Source organism: Anaerotruncus massiliensis (ex Togo et al. 2026) (assembly GCF_030825285.1).
GTDB classification, from domain to species: domain Bacteria; phylum Bacillota; class Clostridia; order Oscillospirales; family Ruminococcaceae; genus Anaerotruncus; species Anaerotruncus massiliensis.
Window position 1 is genome coordinate 1 of record NZ_JAPJQF010000048.1, and the last position, 20,706, is coordinate 20,706.

The window sequence follows — 20,706 nt, forward strand, 5'->3', positions numbered from 1 at the left end:
GTGGGGGCCCATGGGGGAGGGTCGCTGACCATCCCCCATGAGGCGCGCCGGACGGGCGTCGACGCGCAGCGTCGAGCAGCCCCGCCCGTCCTGAAATGTACTTTTGGTCGGGGACCAAAAGTACGCGCGCCTCACATGATGGGATCGAGGGGCAAAAGCTTGCTGTGGATCTTGACGAGCTTGGAGGGGTGCTCGGCGCGGAAGCGTTTGACGATGCGGTCGAGCACCATCGAGCCGTTCTCAAAGGTGACGGTCGGCAGCATGAGCACATACTGGGTCGCGGAGAAGCGCGAGACGATGTCCCCCTTGCGCAGGCTGTTGCGGATCGTCTCGAGAAGCTGCTTCATCGTCTTGCCCAGCAGCTTGATCTCGGGCACGCCGTCGTGCATGTCGGTGACGGTGAGCAGGCCGATGAAGATCGACTGCCCGGTGCGCGCCGCGCTGCGCGCCTCGACGCGGTACATATTTTTGAACACCTCATATTCACAGTAATAGGCGCCCTTGACGAGGTTGGACTCGTTGAGATCCTCCTTGATGACCTGCAGGTCGGTCTCCACGCTGTTGACCGTCTTGCTGATCTCGCGGTAGAGGTTGCGCAGCGGCTCGCTCGGGCTGACCCCCAGCTCGCGGTAGAAGAGGTCGGTGACATAGTTGTAGTGGGAAAGGGCCTGCTGCTGCTTGCCCTGATGGATCATCGCGTCGATGAGGGTGATGTGCGCGCGCTCCTCGAACTGGTCGATAATGATCGCTTTCTGGGCGATCGTCTCGATCGACTGGTAATCGCCGCGCTTCTGGAGCAGCTGGCAGGACTCCTGCACGCACTTGAAATAGAGCGCGTGGAAATAGGTGCTCAGCGGCACCACCCACTCCTCGAAGTGAGAGCTGCTCAGGAAATCCCCCTTGTAAAGGTCGAGCGCCTCCAGGTAGATCCGCAGGCGTTCCTCCTCGGTCAGGTTCTTGTTGGACGCCTCGCCGTAGAGCCGTTCAAACTCCTCCGCGTCAACCGTGCAGTTGAGGCCCTCGTTCCACGAATAGCACCCGTGCTCGTAGACGATGACGTTCTTCGCGAAGGGGACGTTGTTGTTGGCAAAGAGGGTGCGGATGCGGTAGACGAGGTTTTTTAAGGCGTTTGCGGGCTGCTCGCTGTCGTTTTCCGACCAGAGCACCCGGATGAGCTCCTCGTTGGAGATCGTCTTGTGCCGGTAGGCGATGAGGTATTCCAGAAGACTCCAAACCTGATGGGTCCGCGCGGAAGAATCGCTGATTGTGACCTCCCCCATCGTGATATTGAAGCCGCCCAGCATCTCAATCTGGATCGGGGAACCGTCGTAGTTCGGTACGCTTTCTGCCATGGATGCTCTCTCCTTATGTCGACATGGAAGGCATCTGCCCATCACGAGGAAATTTCCAGGGACTCCCGGGAATATCCAAGTTTCTCCTGTATTAACTATAACAATTTTCTTCAGAAATTACAATTAAAACTTTTCTTTTGTTCCCCCGTGATGTATAATAAGTATCACAATAACTGGAAATTTGTAATATTTTGAAGAAATGTGACTGATTGCCTGTCATTGCCCGCTTAAAAGCCGTTTTCAAAGCGGGAAGAAAGGAGGCGGGCCGTCGTGCAACCGATCTTTTGCCGGCTCCGGCGGCGCGCCCTGCGGCTCGCGCTGCTGCCGGCGGTTTTCCTCCTGCTGGCCGCCCTGTGCGCCCTGCCGGCGGACGCCGCGGCGCCCGCCGGAACCTATGTGCGCACCCCCGCCGCGCCCGGCACCGTCGTCCACAGCAACGCCAAGGCCGGCTTCGATGCCTCCAACGCCTCGCAGGGCTACATTATGGCCTGGTACGGCGGGTCCGCGGACAAGGTGAAGGTCCAGATCACGGGCGGCGGGAGCACCTATACCTACAACCTCAACACGGCGGGACGCAAGGAGGTGTTCCCGCTCACCATGGGGGACGGGTCCTACACCGTGGCGGTCTACGAACGCGTGACCGGCAACCAGTACGCGCTCGCCTACAGCAAACAGATCTCCGTCAAGCTGGAAAGCGCCTTCCTGCCCTTCCTCTATCCCAACCAGTATGTGAACTTCTCCGCGTCGAGCCGGACGGTGAGCGTCGCCGGCACCCTCGCCGCCGACGCGGCGGATCAGCTCGGGGTCGTCACAAATATTTACAACTATGTCATCAGCCACATCACTTATGACAGTTACAAGGCGGCGAACGTCCAGTCGGGCTATCTGCCGTCGGTCGACAGCACGCTGGCGGCCGGGACCGGCATCTGCTTCGACTACGCGGCGGTGATGGCCGCCATGCTCCGGTCCCAGCAGATCCCCACCCGGCTGGAGGTGGGGTACGTGTCGGGCGGGACCTACCACGCGTGGATCAGCACCTACATCGCCGAGGTGGGCTGGGTGGACGGCATCATCCAGTTCGACGGCAAGAGCTGGAAGCTGATGGACCCCACCTTCGCCTCCAACGGGGGAAGCAGCCCGGAGATCATGCAGTTCATCGGCAACGGGGCCAACTACCAGATGAAATACCGGTATTGACAATATAAGGGGTGACGTCATGGGCAACCAGAAAAACAGGCGGGCCGTCGAAAAGCCGCTTTCCCCGCGGGAGCTTTCCGCCTTCTGCGCGCAGCTCGCGATGCTCGTCCGCTCGGGGATCCCCGCGGCGGAGGCCATTTCGATCATGCGGGGGGACGCGGGCGGCGGCCCGGGCGGGGAGCTGCTCGCCGCGATCGGCGAGCGGCTGGAGGACCGCGCCGCGCTCGGCACCGCGCTGGCGGAGGCGGGGGTGTTCCCGCGCTACTTCGTCAGCATGGTGGAGATCGGGGAGAGGTCCGGCCGCCTTGACGAGGTGCTCGACGCGCTGTGCGCCTACTATGAGCGGGAGGAGTCGGTGTCGGAGGGCATCCGCAGCGCCGTCGCCTATCCGCTCGTCATGATCGTCATGATGGCGCTCGTCGTCGGCGTGCTCGTCATCAAGGTCCTGCCCGTGTTCAGCGAGGTCTTCGTGGAGCTGGGCGGCGGGGCGTCGAGCTTTGCCGGACAGGTCATGCGCCTGGGCGCCGCCTCGGGGCGGATCGCCATCGCGCTGACCGCCGTCGTGCTGCTGCTGCTCGCCGCCTACCTTCTCATGCGCGCCTTCCCGGAGGGACGCGCCGCCCTCTCCCGGTGGAGCGCGGTCTTTCCGCTCACCCGCGGGATCTCGGCGCGCGTCGCCTCGGGCCGGTTCGCCTCCGCCATGGCGATGATGCTTTCGAGCGGGCTCGATTCCGACCAGTCGCTCGACATGGCCGTCCGCCTCCTCGACGAGGGGCCGATGCGCCGCAGGGCGGAGCGCTGCCGCGAGCTCGTCTCGGGCGGGGCCTCCTTTGCCGACGCGGTCAGCCAGGCGGGCATCTTCCCCGGCGTCTACGCGCGGATGGTGTCGGTCGGCTTTTCGACCGGCTCCGCCGACACGGTGCTGCGCAAGCTCGCCTCCCGCTACGAGGAGGAGGTCGACGCGCGGGTCGCGCGGATGCTCTCTGTGCTCGAGCCCACCCTCGTCGCCATCCTCGCCGTCGTGGTGGGGATCATCCTGCTGTCGGTCATGCTGCCCCTGATGGGCGTCATGTCCTCGATCGGCTGACGGGAGGCGCGTGATGAGACGCTTTGTTTCCAAACGCCGCCGTCCGCTCGCCGGGCTCCTGCTCCCGGCCGCCGCCACCCTGGTGATCATCGCGTTCGCCGCGTGGGGGGCCGACTCCGTCTCGGAGGCGGCGCGGGAGGAACAGCTCGGCGCCGTCCGCCGTTCGGTGACCCGCGCGGCGGTCCACTGTTACGCCATCGAAGGGTCCTATCCCCCCAGCCTCGACTATCTTGAGGAGCACTACGGGCTCACGGTCGACAGGGCCCGCTATTCCATCCACTACCACTGCTTCGCATCCAACCTGATGCCGGAGATCGACGTGATTCCCCTGACGAAATAAACCGGGACTTCACGGGAAGGGAGGCCGCCATGAACATCCGTTTTCAGCCGCGCAGGCATGTGATCGACCTGCTGTTCACCCTCGCGCTCTTCTGTGTCTTCGCCGCCTCCGCCCTGCTTGTCGTGCTCATCGGCGCGGACGTCTACGAGTCCTCCGCCCGCGGCATGGACCGCAATTTCGATCTTCAGACCTCCCTGCACTATGTCGCCGCGAAGGTCCGCCAGTGCGACGCGGCGGGCGCGGTGCACGCGGGGGAGCTGGGCGGCGCGCCCGCGCTCATAATCGAACAGGAGTTCGGCGGCGAGGTCTACCGCACCTATCTCTACGCGTGGGAGGGCAGCCTCTGCGAGCTCTTCACCGGCATGGACGACCCCTCCCCCGTCGACGGGACCCCCATCACGAAGGTGCCCGCCTTTGAGGTGGAGCAGGTGAACCCGCGCCTGCTGCGCGTCTCCTGCCCCGATGCGGACGGGCGGGACGCGCAGCTCTATCTCTCGCTGCGCAGCGGCAAGGAGGGTTCGGCATGAGACAGCCCCGCACCCATTCTGGATCGAGCCTCTTTTTGATGGAGCTGATCCTCGCAATCCTCTTTTTCTCGGTCGCAAGCGCGGTCTGCGTGCAGCTTTTCGCACGGGCGCACACGGCGAGCGAGCAGAGCGCCGCGCTCAACCGCGCGGTGCTGGCCGCCGAATCGGCCGCCGAGTCCTTCAAGGGCGCGGACGACCTCGACGAGGCGGTGCGGCTCATGGGCGTGCGCGCCGGGGATACGCCGGGCGTCCTGACCGCCTGGTACGACCGGGCGTGGAACCCCTGCGCCGAGCGGGACGCCCGCTACCGCCTGGACATCCTGATCCACGGGCCGGAGGGCGGCGGGTCCCTGCCCGGCAGGCCGGGCGGCCTGTGGGAGGCGGAAATCACCGTCGGCAGGACGGCGGACGGCGTTTTCGAAGAGCTTTACCGCCTGAGCGCGCGGCGGTATCAACCCGCCGCGTGACGGCGGAATAGAATGAAAGGAGGGCGGCAAATGAGCGGACGGCGCAAGACGGGAAGCGTCTTCATCGGCGTCTCCTCCCTGTTGGTCATCTTCATCGTGCTCTGCCTGACGACCTTTGCGGCCCTCTCCCTCACGTCGGCCAACGCCGACCTCAAGATGGCGCGCCGCGCGGCGCAGACGGTGTCCGAATATTACGCCGCCGACAGCCGGGCGGTCGAGCTGCTCGTCCAGGCCGACGCGGCCGTGGAGGCGAATCCCGCGCGGCCGCAGGCCGCGGGGGTCTCCTTCGAGCGCCGGGGCCGGGCGCTCGTCGCCTCCTATACCGTCCCCATCTCCGACGCGCAGGAGCTGCGCGTCGAGGTGCGTTACCCCGGCCCCGGGGGGGCGCGCCACGAAATCCTGCGGTGGCAGGCCGCCTCCACCCGGGAGTGGCAGGGCGACGAGACCATCGAGCTGTGGGACGGCACCCTCTGAACCATTACACCGGAGGTAATCCAAATGGATATCCTGCATTTCCTTCAGGACGCGGTGGACCGCCGCGCTTCCGACATCTTCATCATTGCCGGGCTGCCGGTGACCTTCAAGGTCAACGGCCAGCTCCTGCGCGCCGACGACGGACGGCTCACCCCCGCCGACTCCCAGGCCCTCATCCAGGGGGCCTACGCGCTCGCGGGCCGGGAGATCGCCATCGTCGAAGGCGGAGGCGACGACGACTTCTCCTTCGCGCTCCAGGGGGTGTCGCGCTTCCGGATCAGCGCATACAAACAACGCGGTTCGCTCGCCGCGGTCATCCGCGTCATCACCTTTGAGCTGCCCAACCCGCACGACCTTGGCATTCCAGACGGGGTGCTCTCCCTCGCGGAGATGCAGAAGGGACTCGTGCTCGTCACCGGCCCGGCCGGGTGCGGCAAATCGACGACGCTCGCCTGCGTGATCGACGCGATCAACAACTCCCGCAGCGCCCACGTCATCACGCTGGAGGACCCCATCGAGTTCCTCCACCGGCACAAGCATTCCATCGTCAGCCAGCGGGAGGTCGCGACCGACACCCAGAGCTATGTGACGGCGCTGCGCGCCGCGCTCCGCCAGTCGCCCGACGTCATCCTGCTCGGCGAGATGCGCGATCACGAGACGATCAGCGTCGCCATGACCGCCGCCGAAACGGGGCACCTCGTCCTGTCGACGCTGCACACGGTCGGCGCGGCCAACACGATCGACCGGGTCATCGACGTCTTCCCGCCCAACCAGCAGCAGCAGGTGCGCGTCCAGCTTTCGATGGTGCTGCGCGCGGTCGTCTCCCAGCAGCTTATCCCCACGGTGGACGGAGGGCTCGTCCCCGCGTTCGAGATCCTGCTCGCCAACGACGCGGTGCGCAACATGATCCGCGAATCCAAGGTGCACCAGATCGGCGGAGTGATCTACTCCTCCTCCTCGCAGGGGATGTGCGACATGGACAGCAGCATCCTGCGGCTCTTCAGCGACGGCGTGATCTCGCGGGAGAACGCGCTGCTCTACAGCACCAACCCCGACGCCCTCGCGCGCAAGCTCGGCGGGACCGGGCGCTGACGCGCCCCGCCGTCCGGCAGGCTTTTTCCCGGCGGCCGTCCCAAAAGGGACGGCCGCTTTTCCGCGCGCGAAAAGCGCGGGACCGGGGCGGAAAACGGCGCCCTGCGGGCGCCCGTGCGAAGGCCGCGTCCTTCGCGCGCGGGCGGCTGCGCCGCCCGGTTTTCCGCCCCCGGCGCGCGCCGGCCGGCGGCCTCGCAAAAAAAGGATCGCGCCCTATTGACATTTGGCGGCGATGGGATATAATAAACGTATGAACAATAGCTCATATGAAAGGTGATTTGAATGATAGACAAGGACGGCATGGAACGCTGCGACTACATCCACGCGCATGAGGACATCGTAAACGCCGTCAACGCGCAGATGCCCGACGAGGAGATCCTCTACGACCTCGCCGAGCTCTTCAAGGTGTTCGGCGACTCCACCCGCATCAAGATCCTCTACGTGCTCTTTGAGTCGGAGATGTGCGTGTGCGATATCGCACAGCTTCTCAATATGAACCAGTCGGCGATCTCCCACCAGCTGCGGGTGCTCAAGCAGTCCAAGCTGGTCAAGTACCGCCGCGACGGCAAAACCGTATTCTATTCCCTGGCAGACGGGCATGTCCGCACCATCCTGGGGCAGGGCATGGAGCACGTCGCCGAATAAATCGACTGAACGGAGGAACCACCCATGAAAAAGACTTTTCGCCTGCGCGACCTCGACTGCGCCAACTGCGCCGCCAAAATGGAAAACGCGATCAACAAGCTCGACGGCGTCCAGAGCGCAACGGTAAGCTTCATGACCCAGCGCCTCACGCTCGAGGCGGACGACGCGCGTTTCGACGAGGTGCTCAAGGAAGCGGTGCGCGTCTGCAGGAAGGTCGAGCCCGACTGCACCGTGCTCGTCTGAGTCCTCTCTCCGCCTTCCCAAATCTTTTTTTGGAGGTCCGCGCCATGTCCAAAAAACAAAGACGGACCCTGGTCCGTCTGATCATCGGCGCGGCGGCCTTTGCCGCCGCGCTCCTCATCCCCCTCGGGGGCGTCTTCCGGCTCGCCCTCTTCCTCGTGCCCTACTTCGTCATCGGCGGCGACGTGTTGCTGCGCGCCCTGCGCAACATCGCGCACGGGCAGGTGTTCGACGAGAACTTCCTGATGGCGGTCGCCACGGTGGGCGCCTTCTGCGTGGGCGAATACCCCGAAGGGGTCGCCGTCATGCTCTTCTACCAGGTGGGCGAGCTCTTCCAGAGCTACGCGGTCGGGCGTTCGCGCCAGTCGATCTCCGCCCTGATGGACATCCGCCCCGACTACGCCAACGTCCGCCGGGAGGGCGAGCTCGTCCGGGTCGACCCCGAGGAGGTCTCCGTCGACGACCTGATCGTCGTGAAGCCGGGCGAACGGGTGCCGCTCGACGGCGTGATCGCCGAGGGCAGCTCCACGCTGGACACCGCCGCGCTCACCGGCGAATCCCTCCCCCGCGACGCAGCGCCCGGCGACGCGGTCATCAGCGGCTGCATCAACCTGAGCGGCCTGCTCACCGTCCGCGTCTCCCGCGTCTACGGGGAATCGACCGTGGCCAAAATCCTCGACCTCGTCGAAAACGCGAGCAGCAAAAAGGCGAAGGCGGAAAACTTCATCACCCGCTTCGCCCGCTGGTATACCCCCGCCGTCGTCATCGGCGCGGCACTGCTCGCGGTCGTCCCGCCGCTCGTCACGGGCGGTCCCTTCTCGATGTGGATCCACCGCGCGCTCATCTTCCTGGTCATCTCCTGCCCCTGCGCGCTCGTCATCTCGGTGCCGCTCTCCTTTTTCGGCGGCATCGGCGGGGCGTCCAAATGCGGCATCCTCGTCAAGGGCAGCAACTACCTCGAGGCGCTCGCCGGGACCGAAACGGTCGTCTTCGACAAGACCGGCACCCTCACCAAGGGGTCCTTCCGGGTCACGGCGGTGCATCCCGACGAGATCTCCGAGGACCGGCTGCTCGAGCTGGCGGCGCTCGCCGAGAGCTATTCAAGCCACCCGATCGCCCTTTCGCTGCGGGCCGCCTACGGGAAGGAGCCCGACGAAACCCGCGTCTCCGGCGTGGAGGAGGTCTCCGGCCGGGGCGTGAAGGCCACGGTCGACGGGCGAAAGGTGTGCGCCGGCAACGGGAAGCTGATGGACGAGGCGGGCGCCGTGTGGCACGACTGCCACCTGTCCGGCACGACCGTCCACGTCGCGGTGGACGGGGAGTATGCGGGGCACATCGTGATCTCCGACGAGGTCAAGGAGGACGCCCGCGAGGCGGTCTCCGCCCTGCGCGAGGCGGGCGTGCGCAAAACGGTGATGCTCACCGGGGACGCCGAGCCGGTCGCCGCCCAGGTGGCGAAGGAACTCGGACTCGACGAGTACCACGCGGGCCTGCTCCCGGCCGACAAGGTCGACCGGATGGAGCGGCTGCTCGCGGAAAAATCCCCGCGCGGGGTGCTCGCCTTCGTGGGCGACGGCATCAACGACGCGCCCGTCCTCTCCCGCGCCGACATCGGCATCGCGATGGGCGGACTCGGCTCCGACGCGGCCATCGAGGCCGCCGACGTGGTCATCATGGACGACCGCCCCTCCAAGCTCGCTGCGGCGATCAAAATCTCCCGCAGGACGCTTGCCATCGTGCGGCAGAACATCGTCTTCGCGCTCGCCGTCAAGGCGCTTGTGCTCCTGCTCGGCGCGCTCGGCGACGCCAATATGTGGGAGGCCGTCTTCGCCGACGTGGGCGTTTCGGTGATCGCCATCCTCAACGCCACCCGCGCGCTGAACGTCAAAAACCTCTGATCTTTCCCCTCCTGATTCAAAAGGGCCCGGCGCGGTTTCAAAAAACCGCGCCGGACCCTTTCACGCGCCGCATGGGAATGAACCAAATCCCCCAAAAACGAATACCATGAAGTAATCATCGTTTTAGGAGGATTTTTTATGAATCATACCGCGGAACCCTTACACTTTTTCCTCGGAGCGAACACGCCGCAGGGGTTCGTTTCGCGTTTTGACCAGCTCGCCGACCCTGCGGGCGGGTGGCGTGAATTCGTCATAAAGGGCGGCCCCGGGACGGGGAAATCCACGCTGATGAAACGCGTCGCCGCGGCCGCCGAGGGCCGCTGCGAACAGATCGAGCTGATCCACTGCTCCTCCGATGCGGACTCGCTCGACGGGGTCATCCTGCACGACGTCAAGACTTCGATTGCTGATGGTACCTCCCCCCACGCGGGCGTTCCCAATATAATCAATTTGACATCGGCCGGCGGGCGCGGTAAACTGACATCGTACGCCCGACACCCGAAACTCGCGAGGTATCCGGATGAAGGATTATCAGCGGCAATATCCCTCTTTTTCCCTCTGCGGCCTCTTCTGCGGCCTCTGCCCCATCCACCATATGGAGAACGGCTGTCCCGGCTGCGGCGGCGGGGACGGCCACCAGCCCTGCGCGGTCATCCGGTGCGGCCGGGAGCACGGCGGGCCCGAATTCTGCTGCGACTGTCCCGCCTACCCCTGCGAGCGCTACCTCGAGCCGCCCCTCTACGACCAGCTCCTGCCCTCCCGGAACGCCCGCCGGGACCTGGACAGGCTGAAGGCGGAGGGCCTGCCCGCCTTCCGCGCGGAGCTCGACGAAAAGACCGCCATCCTGCGGGAACTGCTGGCGCGCTATAACGACGGACGGCGTAAGACCCTCTTCTGCGTCGCCGTGAACCTCCTGCCGCTTTCCGAGGTCCGCCGCGTCATGGAGCGGCTCGCGGCGGAGGAGGCGTCCCCCGGCGGCCCGGGGGACCTGAAGGCCCGGGCCGAGCTGGCCGCGGGCCTCTTCCGGCAGGCCGCGTCGGAAGGCGGGATCGAACTGAAGCTGCATAAAAAGCCCCGGAGAAAATAGCCCAAAGACAGCCGCCCGGTCGCGAACGCCTCCGGGCGGCTGTCTTTGGAGGTGATGTGTATGATGTGAGAGGCGTTTTGTATTCACCGCTTCAGCGCCCGTCCGGGCCGGACGGCGCCGTGTGTCCGCAGTGGCAGCCGGAACGGCCCTTGCAGCCGGAGCAGCCGACGCACTCGCCGTTTTTGGCCTTGCGCACCGCGTACCGCACCGCACAGAAGGCCGCCAGCAGGATCACGCCCAAAATCACCCAGGTAACCATAGAGGTCCTCGCTTTCCGCCGCGCCGGGGAGGTCCTCCGCCCTCCCGCGCGGCGGGAGAGGGCGGAGGCGTTTGAGCTGTCAGGCGCCTGCGCCGACCGTCGCGGGCTTGCGCATCTTCCTATCGGGGTTGCAGCTGCGGAAGAGCAGGTAGAGCAGGGCGGCCACGCAGCAGAGCGCGAGCACCTGCCCGGCCCCGAACGGCACGCCGTAGAAGAACGCACCGCCGAGCTGGTTGATGATGAAGGCCATGATGTATGCCATACCGGTCATGTAACCGATCGCAAACCAGGTCCATTTCGCGCTCATCATTTCCCTGCGGATCGCGCCGATCGCCGCGAAGCAGGGGGCGCAGGTCAGGTTGAAGACCATGAAGGCCAGGGCGCTCGCGCTCGTCGCGAAGAGGGTCGGCAGGGACGCCAGCAGCGCCGGGTCGTCCTCGCCGACCTCTCCGAGCCCGAACAGCACGCCGAAGGTGCCGACGACGTTCTCCTTCGCCACCAGTCCGGAGACGCTCGCCACGGCCGCCTGCCAGTTGCCGAAGCCCAGCGGGGCGAAGATCGGAGCGATCACGCCGCCGATCGCCGCGAGCATGCTCGCGTTCTCATCCTCCACCATGCCGAAGCCGCCGGACGTAAATCCGAAGTTCTGGAGGAACCAGATCACGCCGCACGCCACGAAGATGACGGTGCCGGCCTTGATGATGAACGCCTTGCCGCGCTCCCACATGTGGATCAGCACGCCCTTTGGCGCCGGGAAGTGGTACTGCGGAAGCTCCATGACGAAGGGGGCGGGGTCGCCCGCGAACATCTTCGTCTTCTTGAGGATGACGCCCGAGAGGATGACCATGAAGATGCCGAAGAAGTAGGTCGCCGGGGCCATCCAGGTGATCTCCGGGAAGACCGCGCCCGCGATCAGCGCGATGATCGGCAGCTTCGCGCCGCAGGGGATGAAGGTGGTCGTCATGATCGTCATGCGGCGGTCCTTCTCGTTTTCAATTGTGCGGGTCGCCATGATCCCCGGCACGCCGCAGCCGGAGGAGATCAGCATCGGGATGAACGACTTGCCCGAGAGGCCGAATTTGCGGAAGATCCGGTCCATGATGAAGGCCACGCGCGCCATATACCCGCAGTCCTCTAGGATGGAGAGGAAGAAGAAGAGGATGAACATCTGCGGGACGAAGCCGAGCACCGCGCCCACGCCGCCGATGATGCCGTCGACCACGAGGCCGTTCAGCCATTCGGCGGCGCCGGCCGCCTCGAGCCAGCCGCCGGCGAGGGGCTGGATCGTCCCCGCGAAGAGGGTGTCGTTGGTCCAGTCGGTCACGATCGTGCCGAGCCAGGAGACGGACACATAGTAGACGACGAACATGACCGCCGCGAAGATCGGCAGGGCCAGCCAGCGGTTGGTGACCACCTTGTCGATTCTGTCCGAGGTGGTCATGCCGGCGTTCTTTTTCTGCACGCAGCTTTTCATCAGCCCGGAGATGTACTGGTACCGCTCGTTGGTGATGATGCTCTCGCTGTCGTCGTCGAACTGCTTCTCGCAGTCGGAGACGATCGTCTCGAGCTCCGCCTTGACGTCCGCGGGGAGCCGGAGCCGTTCAAGCACCCTCGCGTCCCGCTCGAACAGCTTGATGCTGTACCACCGGGCGTTCTCCGCCGGGACGAGGTCCGCGGCCAACTCCCGGATCCGCGCCAGCGCGTCCTCCACGGGTCCCGAAAAGGTGTGCTGCGGGCGGGTCATGATCCCCGCCCTCGCCATCTGCACCGCGCGGTCGGCCACCTCTTTCGAGCCGGCGCCCTTGACCGCCGAAGTCTCGATCACCTCGCAGCCGAGCGCCGCCGCCAGCTTGTGGGTGTCGATCCGGTCTCCGTTCTTTTTGACGATGTCGATCATGTTCAGCGCGATGATCACCGGGATGCCCATCTCGGTCACCTGGGTGGTCAGGTAGAGGTTGCGCTCGATGTTCGAGGCGTCCACGAGGTTGATGACCACGTCGGGATGCTCGTTCATGATGTAGTCCCGTGTGACGACCTCCTCGAGCGTATAGGGAGAAAGCGAGTAGATGCCGGGAAGGTCGGTCACGATGACGTCCTGATGCCCCCGGAGCTTTCCCTCCTTCTTTTCGACCGTGACGCCCGGCCAGTTCCCCACGTACTGGCTCGAACCGGTCAGGTCGTTGAACATCGTTGTCTTGCCGCAGTTCGGATTGCCTGCGAGCGCAAGCTTGATTGCCATTTCCGTTTACCCCCTCTGCGGGATTCCCCGCTGACTGACATTACACATATTAGCGGAAGCTAACCCATTCGCCGAAAAAACGCGGCTCCGCCGCCGGTCCCGCCGTCTATTCGACGAGGATGTTTTCCGCCTCGTTCCTGCGGATGGAGAGCTCGTATCCGCGGATGGTGATCTCCACCGGGTCGCCCAGCGGGGCCACCTTGCGCACATAGACGGGCGTGCCCTTGGTGATGCCCATGTCCATGATCCGCCGCTTGAGCGCGCCTTCGCCGCCCAGCTTGGCGACGGTCACCGTTTCGCCGCATTTGACCTCTTTGAGTGTCTTCATACCGATCCTCCTCAAACCATGATTTTGCTTGCCATCGCCTTGCTCAGGGCGATCCGGGTGTCCTTCACATTGACGATCAGGTTGCCGCCCATCTCCGAAACGATCGTGACCTTCCCGCCCTCCACAAAGCCGAGGCTCTCCAGAAAGCGCCGGGTCTCTTCCTTCCCGTGGATCCCCCTGACGGTCGTTTTTTCGCCTGTCCGCGCCATCGTTAACGGCATCTCCACTGTTCTCCCCTCTCTGGTATCGCTGTGCGGGCGGCGCCCGCCTGGCATATGGTTAGACGTAACTAACCTTTTACGGGCATAGTTTACCATTGCTAACCTGTTTTGTCAATCCTTTGACGAAAAAATTTTCCCGCCTTGCGCGAAAAAAGGAACTGTGTTAGAATAAGCGCAGATGAGCGGAAACGAATTTGTGGAGTTCCCACGAATTTGTTTTCTGAGGCTAACAACAGCGAGGGAGATTACCATGCGTATTCAAGAGTCCGCGGAAAATTATCTGGAAGCGATCCTGGTGCTGAAAAAGGAGTCGGGCGCGGTCCGTTCGATCGACGTGGCGCGCCACATGAACTTCACCAAGCCGAGCGTGAGCCGCGCCATGAGCCTCTTCCGCGAGAACGGCTATATCACGATGGATAAAGAGGGCTGGATCGAGCTGACCGACGCGGGCCGCGAAATCGCCGAGCGCATCTACGAGCGCCACAGCTGCCTGACCGACTGGCTGACCGCGCTGGGCGTCTCCCCCGAAACCGCCGCGGCGGACGCCTGCCGGATGGAGCACGACATCAGCGAGGAAACCTTCGATAAGCTCCGGGAGCATATCCGGCGGTACGCGGAGAAATGACCCGCCTTCCTCCGGCCGGGGACGGCGGGCGCCGCCTCCAGGTTTTTCATTTCAGGCCCTTGACAAACCGCCTTGCGGCGTGATAAGATAAGCGCAGGTTAGCGGTAGCTAATCGTCGGAACGCGGACGTTTCCGCCTTTTCTTTTCCCCTTCGGTTAGCTTTTGCAAACCGAAGCCGGGCGGCGCATCCGCCCGTGCGGCCTCCCGCTTTTTTGCCCGGGAAGCCGGTGTTCCCCATCCACAGCGCACAGCCGCGGCAGACCGCGGCTGTGCGCTTCCTCCTTTCCGGCCAAAGCATCTGCAAAGGAGTGGTATGCCATGCTCTCCCCCGCGTCTATCCGTTACCTGCTCGCGGTCTACGAGCTCTCCGACGGCGGCGCCGCCGTGCGGTCGGTCGATATCGCGAACGCCCTCAAGGTCAGCCGGGCCAGCGTCGTCAAGTGCCTCAAGCGGCTGGCCGGGGAGGGGATGATCCGCAAGGAGCACTACGGCGCCGTGCAGCTCACTCCCGAGGGCGTGCGGGAGTCCAACCGCATCTTCACCGAGTACACCCTGCTCTATGCGTTCTTTTTGCAGCGTCTGGGCGTGCCGCCCGGCTGCGCGCGGCGGGACGCCGTCTCGGCGCTCTGCGCCTTCACCGCGGAAAGCCGGGAGCAGCTGATCCGCCGTGTGCTCGAACCGTCCTTCGCGGAGGAGTCATAGCCGCATCGTATCATTCGGAACGGCGGGGCCGGCGCGGACGCGCCGGCCCCGTTTCCGCATCCGCCGGCGGCATAGGGAGCGTTGTCCGCCTCATAGGCTGTGATGAGGTGAAGCCTATGAAACCCGCCGTGTTTTTCGTCACCGAGACCTTCCGCTCCGCGTCCGAAAAGGCCCGGACGGACGCCCTCCAAGAAGCGGTCGACCAGTATCTTGCCCGCGCCCTGCGCCGCGGGGAATCGCCCGCGCCGCCCGCCGGGCGGGAGGACGCGGGAGGCGCGGAGACATGACCTGCGCGATCTACTGCCGGCTCAGCCGGGAGGACGCGGAAAAGATCCGGGAGAGCGAGAGCATCCAGAACCAGAAGGCGATGCTGGCCGACTACGCCGCCAGCCAGGGCTGGGAGGTCGGCGCGGTCTACTGCGACGAGGACTATTCGGGCGCCGACCGGGACCGCCCCGGCTGGAACGCCATGCTCGCCGCAGCAGAGCGCCGGGAGTTCCAGATCGTCCTCTGCAAGACGCAGTCCCGTTTCACGCGCGACATGGAGCTCGTGGAAAAATACCTCCACGGGCTGTTCCCGCTGTGGGGCATCCGGTTCGTGGCGGTGGTGGACCACGTCGACACCGACCTCAAGGGCAACAAAAAGGCCCGCCAGATCAACGGCCTTATCAACGAGTGGTATCTCGAGGACCTGTCGGAGAACATCCGCGCGGTGTTCGCGCAAAAGCGCAGCGCGGGCAAATACATCGGCAGCATCCCCGCCTACGGCTACCGGAAGGACCCCGCCGACCACAACCATCTCTTGGTCGAACCGGAGGCGGCGGAGGTGGTCCGGAGCATCTTCTCCCTCTGCCTGGAGGGGTTCGGCAAGCAGAAGATCGCCGCCCTGCTCAACGAACGGGGGATTCCCAGCCCCTCCGCCTACAAGCGCGCCCGCGGCTGGACCCGCGGCGAAGCCGGCGCCGACGGCTGGAACCGCACAACGGTGGGGCGGATTCTGCGCAGCGAGCTCTACACCGGTACGATGGTGCAGGGAACCAAGCGCCGGGTGAGCTACAAATCCAAGGCGTGCGCCGGGGTCCCGAAGGAGGCGTGGTGCCGCGTGGAGGGGACCCACGAGGCCATTGTCGACCGGGCGTCCTTCGACGCGGCGCAGGCGCTGCTTGACCGCCGCACCCGTTCCGGCGGGACGGGCGAGCCCCACCCGCTTGCCGGCATCGCGCGGTGCGCCGATTGCGGCGGGCCGCTCGTCAAGGTGTCGCAGCTCTACAAGGGGGTGCGGCGCTCCTACCTGCAATGCGGGCGCTACGCCTCCTCGCGGCCGCATCCGAACTGCACCCGCCATTCCGTCCGCCTCGACGCGCTGACCGGCGTCGTGGAGGAACGCGTCCGCGCGCTGGTGCGCACCCGCTACCGGCTTCCCAGCCCCGAACGGCTGCTGCCCCCCGGCGAAGCGGAAGCCCGCCTCCGCCGGGAGCGGGCGGAGGCGCTGGAGTTGCAGAACCAGCTCGCCCGGCGTTCGAGGGCGCTCGAAACCCTCTGCCTCGACCGGGCGGACGGCCTCATCGGGCGGGAGGAGTTCGCCGGGATGAGCGCGCGCTTCCGGGAGGAGCGGCAGGCGCTCCAGGACCGGCTGGACGCGCTGGAGGCCCGGATGCGGGAGGCTCCCCCGGAGCCGCCCGGCCTTCTGGCAAAGCGCGCGGAAGCGCTGCTGAGGCTCGATCCCATGCCGCGCGAGCTGCTCGTCCTGCTGGTCGACACCGTCACGGTCGGCGAACGGCGGCCGGACGGCACGCAGGAGGTTTCGATCCGCTGGCTGCTCTGAGCATTCCGCCAGACCCGTTGGAGCGTTGGATCTGGCTCCGCGGCTTTTTCCGTCAACTCCCGGCCGCTGTTCTCCCATGTGCGTGCGGCTTCCAGCCCCACCCGAAACGAAAGGCGCGCGGTATTCGATTCCGCGACACCCGCCCATGTGATCGAACCCAAATATCCGGGCGCGTTCGAGCAGGTCGTCGACCTGTCCTCCTGCTGGGACGAGCACGCGCTCTTCGAGTCGCGCGAGGCGATCATGGCGCTGGCGGCAAAGATCAGCCGCTGCCACGAGCACTGCTGCCGCTTCCTCGGCGCGGCGGGAAGCCTGCTCTCCGACACCTACCGCATCGCGCTCGAGGGCACCTCGGTCAGCAAGGTGGTCAAGGCGGCCCGGCGCATCGTGCTCAGCGAGTTCAAAGGCGGACCCGGGGGCCAGGGCCGCGAATCGGTACGCTTCCTCTCCTGCGTCACCAACAAGGGCCCCGTCCTCTTCGACGGCACCGCCAAGGCGCTCTGCGACCGCATCTACCTCGTCGACGACGTCTATGGCGCCGCCTCCCGCCTCTTCCTCTCCGCCCTGCGCAGCCAGGCGCTCGAGGCCGGCTGGGACGTCATCACCTGTTACTGCCCCCTCTCCCCGTTTGAGAAGATCGAGCACCTCTTCATCCCCGCCCTCCGGCTCGGCTTCATGACCGCCAACGACAACCACCTGCCCGACGTCGAACCCTATAAGATCGTGCGGTCCAGGCGGTTCACCGACGCCGAACAGATCCGTGCCCACAGAAAACGCATCACCTTCAACAGAAAGGCCTCCGCGCAGATGCTCGAGCAGGCCGCCCGCCTGCTGGCCGAGGCCAAGGCCCTGCACGACCAGCTCGAGGGCTACTATACGGGCGCCATGGATTTCGCGGCGGTCGACGCCGTGGGCGAACGCACGCTGCAAAAATACGAGCATATCTTCCAGAGCTACGGACTCTGACGCAGGTCGTCTCCTGTCGCGGATGAGGGCCGCCGGCAAACCGCCGGCGGCCCTTTGATCATGCTGATAAAAAACCGGACCGGCGGCAGCCGGTCCGGTTTTTCTTGCAGTTCTATCGGGATCACGCGCGCTCCTTCCGCTCCGCGATGGCAAACTGGTCACGCCCCGCTTTCTTCGCGTCGTAGAGCGCCTCGTCCGCCGCCTGGTAGAGCGCGGCGTAGTTGTCCCCCGCGCGGGAAAGCGCCGCGCCCACGCTGATCGTGATCCGGCCGCCCTCCGCCAGCGGCAGGTCGCGCGCCCGGGAGCAGAGCGCGGCGCATTTGTTGAAGAGGAATTCGCGGTTTTTGATCCGCGGCAGATAGACGAGGAATTCGTCCCCGCCCGGGCGCCCGACGATGTCGTCCGCACGGAAGCTCGAGCGCAGCAGCCCGGCTATCTGCCCGAGCGCCTCATCCCCCTGCATGTGCCCGTAGGTGTCGTTGATCTGCTTGAAGTAGTCGATGTCGATGAGCAGCAGCGCCCCCCTCTCCCCCTCCCGCATACGGGAAAGGCTCGCGCGCACGTGGGTCTGGCACGCCTCGGAATTGAAGACGTGGGTCAGGCTGTCGAGCTGGGCCCGCTCCATCAACTGGTCCTTCTCCTGCCGCTCCTCGTCGATCACATTGATCCTTCCGAGGGCGTAGGCGGGCTCGTCGCCGTCGTAGACCGTCTCCAGCGCGATGCGCAGCCAGTGGGACATGCCGTCGATGCACTCGGTGTAGAGCTCGTGGACGCCGTCCTCCCGCGAGCGGACCACCTTGAGGAAGGCCTCCCGCCGCTGTGCCTCCCGCTCGGTTTCGGGGCGCACGGAGTAATCGTAACGGAGGAGATCGGGCTCGCTGCCGCCCTTGGAGGGGTCGGAGACAAACATCGTGTTGTTGCGGTAGCTGTATTCAAAGAAGTATTCGTTCACCAGCGCGTAGACGCGGAAATGCTTTTTCAGCTCCAGAGCCGCCTCCCGGCTGGCCCGGACACGCCGCCGCAGGGAGAGCAGCAGAACCGCGATGACCGCCAGCGAGACGACGACGATGGCCGCCACCGATTCCACCGGGTTGGCCATCAGGACCGCCCGGAAGGAAAAGGGCTGCTTTTGGAGGGTGTTCTGGTTGATGACCCCCTGGATCTCCGCAGTGGACAGCGTCATGATCGCCTTGTTGAGGATCGAAAGCAGCTCCTGCGGCGCGGGTTTGACCACCCCGTAGCAGAGCCGGCGCGGCTCGTAGGTCTGGGGGATCAGCTTGAGGTCGCGGAACTGCGGCTGGTTGATGAAATACTGCGCCATATAGGCGTCCACATAGGTGTAGTCCGCCTCGCCGGATTCCACCGCGCGGATGCAGTCGGCCACCTTGGCGTAGCGCACGACCTGCCCGACCGTCTCCCCGCGGTAGGGGCTCGTGGTCGTCAGGGCCAGCCGCTTGCCCTTGATCGTCTCCTCGCTGCTCCCCTCCTTCATCATCAGCAGGTATTGGGAGGAGATGTAGGGCCGCGTCATCGAAAGGTGCCGCTCCCGCGCGAGGTCGTAGTCGTAGGGGATGCCAGCCGCGAGGTCGATCCCGCCCTGCTCGGCAAGGCTGTAGAGCTCCTCGGGGGAATCGACGGGTACCAGTTCGAAGGCAAGGCCCGTCTTATCCGAGATCAGCCTCAGCAGGTCGGCCGAGATGCCGTCGAGCTCCCCCGTCCGTTCATCCAGGTACTGCAGCGGCGGCTGCTCGGTCAGCACCCCCACCCGCAGGGCCCCCGCCCCGTCGATGTACGCCGCCTCCGCGTCGGTCAGCCGGAGGTCCTCGCCTGTGGTGGTAAAGTACTTCTCATAAAGCCGGTTGGAAAAGGTGGGGTCGGTCTGCTCAATGCTCATGATGGCGGAGTTGAGCTCCTCCATCATCTCCGCGTTTTTCCCCTTGGTGGTGATGAAATAGAACGGCTTGGGGGCAAACCGCGCGACGGCGCGCGACCCTTCGACATAATTCAGGCTCGTGTTGAGCAGCGCGTCCGCGCTGCCCTCCCGGACCGCCTCGAGCTGCTCCTCGATAGTGTCGCGGTAGACGTACACGGGCGTGATCAGGTTCATCGCGCAGTAGTCCTCAAGCTCCCGCTGCATCCGGCCGCCCTGGGACGCCTCCGCCACCGCTACCCGGATGGTCTGCTGCACCTGGGAGTTGATGACGACCTCCTGCACGTCGTCATAGGGCACCTGGAGCACCGTTTCGACCACGCCGTAGTTGTGGCTGGCGTAGTCGAACATCTCTCCCATCTGCTCGGTGTAGAGCATCGCGCCCATCAGGTCGATCTCGCCCTCCTGCAGCATCCCCATCAGGGCGGACAGGCTGTCGTCCATCGTGCCCGGCACCTGCACGAACTCATAGTCCCAGCCGGTATACTGCGCGATTTCCTCCAGGTATTCATAGGTATAGCCGCTGTAATTCCCAAACTCGTCAAAGTCGGTCAGCCCGGCCTGGACGGGATAGGCGACCCGCACGACGCGGTCTTCCTGCCCGGCGGCCGCGGCAGGAAGCGACCAGCCGCCGGCGAGCAGCGCCGCGGCCAGCAGGAGGCCGATCCATTTTTTCAGCATACGATCACTCGATTCCGTTTTTCGGGGTCGCTCCCCGGTCGCAGAACAAGCCGCTTTTTTGGCGGCAAAGATTATATATGACCTATTATACCGGATTTCCGGCACCGGGGCAAGGAATCCTGAAGAATAAACGGTTTTTTGCCTATTTTGCCAGAAAAAGGCCTCTAAAATTTCCTCTTTTGACGGGAGCGTGCAGGCCTGAAAAATTCCGGAGAACTTCGCGGGAAGTTTTTCATCATTCACACCGTATTCACAGATTTTTGCCCTGTCCAACACATTCCCGACATATGATGAGGCGGTAAAAGCCGGAAAGAACGGCTGACTCTGTCAAATCAGCGCCGGCCCCGGCCGGAGATAGGAGTGGGAAGCATGAAACATTTCCTGAACAAAAAGAATGTCGCGTCGGCCGCCATCGTCATCGCGCTGGGCGCGGTCGCGGTCTCCACCGTCGTGCTGGCCGCGGGCGGGGGCCCCGGCGGCGGGGGCGGCCCGGGCGGTATTCAAGTAACATAAAAAAAAAAAAA

At 65.0% G+C, this 20,706-nt stretch carries 24 protein-coding genes; 17 read left to right on the forward strand and 7 right to left on the reverse strand.

From position 1 onward, the window contains the following. Window positions 1-131 precede the first annotated feature (131 nt). The gene (locus RCI06_RS11680) at window positions 132-1,352 is read right to left on the reverse strand and encodes a BTAD domain-containing putative transcriptional regulator (protein ID WP_158595602.1); all 1,221 of its coding nucleotides are present in this window, start codon (window positions 1,350-1,352) and stop codon (window positions 132-134) included. A gap of 270 nt (window positions 1,353-1,622) precedes the next feature. On the opposite strand from RCI06_RS11680, the gene RCI06_RS11685 reads away from it, so the two are divergent. The 10 genes from RCI06_RS11685 (at window position 1,623) to RCI06_RS11730 (ending at window position 9,319) form a co-directional block, all read left to right on the forward strand. After that, window positions 1,623-2,549, forward strand: a complete 927-nt coding sequence (locus RCI06_RS11685) for a transglutaminase family protein (RefSeq protein WP_276872796.1) — start codon at window positions 1,623-1,625, stop codon at window positions 2,547-2,549. 19 nt (window positions 2,550-2,568) lie between these two features. Next, on the forward strand, window positions 2,569-3,636 hold the full coding sequence (locus RCI06_RS11690; protein ID WP_306576182.1) for a type II secretion system F family protein: 1,068 nt from the start codon (window positions 2,569-2,571) through the stop codon (window positions 3,634-3,636). A 13-nt stretch (window positions 3,637-3,649) separates the two neighbouring features. Beyond that, window positions 3,650-3,976 (forward strand): hypothetical protein, encoded by a 327-nt coding sequence (locus tag RCI06_RS11695; RefSeq protein ID WP_101552557.1) that lies wholly within the window; start codon window positions 3,650-3,652, stop codon window positions 3,974-3,976. Window positions 3,977-4,005: 29 nt separating this feature from the next. Then, window positions 4,006-4,503: a DUF4860 domain-containing protein gene (locus RCI06_RS11700; RefSeq protein WP_101552559.1), complete on the forward strand. Its 498-nt coding sequence runs from the start codon at window positions 4,006-4,008 to the stop codon at window positions 4,501-4,503. Continuing rightward, entirely contained in the window at window positions 4,500-4,970 is a 471-nt protein-coding gene (locus RCI06_RS11705; protein ID WP_101552562.1) for a hypothetical protein, read from the forward strand. The genes RCI06_RS11700 and RCI06_RS11705 overlap by 4 nt, the downstream gene beginning before the upstream one ends. A gap of 30 nt (window positions 4,971-5,000) precedes the next feature. Then, window positions 5,001-5,444 carry a hypothetical protein gene (locus RCI06_RS11710; protein ID WP_306576183.1) on the forward strand — a complete coding sequence of 148 codons (444 nt, stop codon included), beginning with the start codon at window positions 5,001-5,003 and terminating at the stop codon, window positions 5,442-5,444. Between the two features lie 24 nt (window positions 5,445-5,468). Next, window positions 5,469-6,536, forward strand: coding sequence for a type IV pilus twitching motility protein PilT (locus RCI06_RS11715; protein ID WP_276872786.1), 1,068 nt, complete (start codon window positions 5,469-5,471; stop codon window positions 6,534-6,536). A 282-nt stretch (window positions 6,537-6,818) separates the two neighbouring features. Continuing rightward, window positions 6,819-7,181, forward strand: a complete 363-nt coding sequence (locus RCI06_RS11720; protein WP_207726213.1) for a metalloregulator ArsR/SmtB family transcription factor — start codon at window positions 6,819-6,821, stop codon at window positions 7,179-7,181. A 24-nt stretch (window positions 7,182-7,205) separates the two neighbouring features. After that, the gene (locus RCI06_RS11725) at window positions 7,206-7,424 is read left to right on the forward strand and encodes a cation transporter (RefSeq protein ID WP_101552568.1); all 219 of its coding nucleotides are present in this window, start codon (window positions 7,206-7,208) and stop codon (window positions 7,422-7,424) included. A gap of 44 nt (window positions 7,425-7,468) precedes the next feature. Beyond that, on the forward strand, window positions 7,469-9,319 hold the full coding sequence (locus tag RCI06_RS11730) for a heavy metal translocating P-type ATPase (RefSeq protein ID WP_306576184.1): 1,851 nt from the start codon (window positions 7,469-7,471) through the stop codon (window positions 9,317-9,319). Between the two features lie 159 nt (window positions 9,320-9,478). Here RCI06_RS11730 and RCI06_RS11735 read toward each other — a convergent pair whose 3' ends face one another. Next, window positions 9,479-9,664 carry a hypothetical protein gene (locus RCI06_RS11735; RefSeq protein ID WP_276874784.1) on the reverse strand — a complete coding sequence of 62 codons (186 nt, stop codon included), beginning with the start codon at window positions 9,662-9,664 and terminating at the stop codon, window positions 9,479-9,481. A gap of 175 nt (window positions 9,665-9,839) precedes the next feature. On the opposite strand from RCI06_RS11735, the gene RCI06_RS11740 reads away from it, so the two are divergent. Continuing rightward, window positions 9,840-10,406: a DUF3795 domain-containing protein gene (locus RCI06_RS11740; RefSeq protein WP_306576185.1), complete on the forward strand. Its 567-nt coding sequence runs from the start codon at window positions 9,840-9,842 to the stop codon at window positions 10,404-10,406. A gap of 91 nt (window positions 10,407-10,497) precedes the next feature. On the opposite strand, the gene RCI06_RS11745 is transcribed toward RCI06_RS11740, so the two are convergent. The 4 genes from RCI06_RS11745 to RCI06_RS11760 form a co-directional block, all read right to left on the reverse strand. Then, entirely contained in the window at window positions 10,498-10,665 is a 168-nt protein-coding gene (locus RCI06_RS11745; protein ID WP_256152621.1) for a FeoB-associated Cys-rich membrane protein, read from the reverse strand. Window positions 10,666-10,744: 79 nt separating this feature from the next. Next, complete coding sequence (gene feoB / locus RCI06_RS11750; protein WP_306576186.1) at window positions 10,745-12,904, reverse strand: ferrous iron transport protein B; 2,160 nt, start codon at window positions 12,902-12,904, stop codon at window positions 10,745-10,747. Window positions 12,905-13,010: 106 nt separating this feature from the next. Next, window positions 13,011-13,232: a FeoA family protein gene (locus RCI06_RS11755; protein ID WP_101552579.1), complete on the reverse strand. Its 222-nt coding sequence runs from the start codon at window positions 13,230-13,232 to the stop codon at window positions 13,011-13,013. Between the two features lie 11 nt (window positions 13,233-13,243). After that, on the reverse strand, window positions 13,244-13,453 hold the full coding sequence (locus RCI06_RS11760) for a FeoA family protein (protein ID WP_101552581.1): 210 nt from the start codon (window positions 13,451-13,453) through the stop codon (window positions 13,244-13,246). Between the two features lie 250 nt (window positions 13,454-13,703). Here RCI06_RS11760 and RCI06_RS11765 point away from each other — a divergent pair, with 250 nt between their 5' ends. From RCI06_RS11765 to RCI06_RS11785, 5 genes are all read left to right on the forward strand, one after another. Continuing rightward, entirely contained in the window at window positions 13,704-14,078 is a 375-nt protein-coding gene (locus RCI06_RS11765) for a metal-dependent transcriptional regulator (protein WP_306576187.1), read from the forward strand. 318 nt (window positions 14,079-14,396) lie between these two features. Next, window positions 14,397-14,780, forward strand: coding sequence for a metal-dependent transcriptional regulator (locus tag RCI06_RS11770; protein WP_101552585.1), 384 nt, complete (start codon window positions 14,397-14,399; stop codon window positions 14,778-14,780). Between the two features lie 116 nt (window positions 14,781-14,896). Further along, window positions 14,897-15,067 (forward strand): hypothetical protein, encoded by a 171-nt coding sequence (locus tag RCI06_RS11775; RefSeq protein ID WP_158595736.1) that lies wholly within the window; start codon window positions 14,897-14,899, stop codon window positions 15,065-15,067. Further along, window positions 15,064-16,605, forward strand: a complete 1,542-nt coding sequence (locus tag RCI06_RS11780) for a recombinase family protein (RefSeq protein WP_306576188.1) — start codon at window positions 15,064-15,066, stop codon at window positions 16,603-16,605. The genes RCI06_RS11775 and RCI06_RS11780 overlap by 4 nt, the downstream gene beginning before the upstream one ends. A 147-nt stretch (window positions 16,606-16,752) precedes the next feature. Beyond that, window positions 16,753-17,571: a hypothetical protein gene (locus RCI06_RS11785; protein WP_306576189.1), complete on the forward strand. Its 819-nt coding sequence runs from the start codon at window positions 16,753-16,755 to the stop codon at window positions 17,569-17,571. 121 nt (window positions 17,572-17,692) lie between these two features. Here the strand turns inward: RCI06_RS11785 and RCI06_RS11790 are convergent, their stop codons facing one another. Next, complete coding sequence (locus tag RCI06_RS11790; protein ID WP_277138503.1) at window positions 17,693-20,182, reverse strand: diguanylate cyclase domain-containing protein; 2,490 nt, start codon at window positions 20,180-20,182, stop codon at window positions 17,693-17,695. 369 nt (window positions 20,183-20,551) lie between these two features. Here RCI06_RS11790 and RCI06_RS11795 point away from each other — a divergent pair, with 369 nt between their 5' ends. Then, window positions 20,552-20,695, forward strand: a complete 144-nt coding sequence (locus RCI06_RS11795) for a hypothetical protein (protein ID WP_306576190.1) — start codon at window positions 20,552-20,554, stop codon at window positions 20,693-20,695. Window positions 20,696-20,706: the final 11 nt, after the last annotated feature.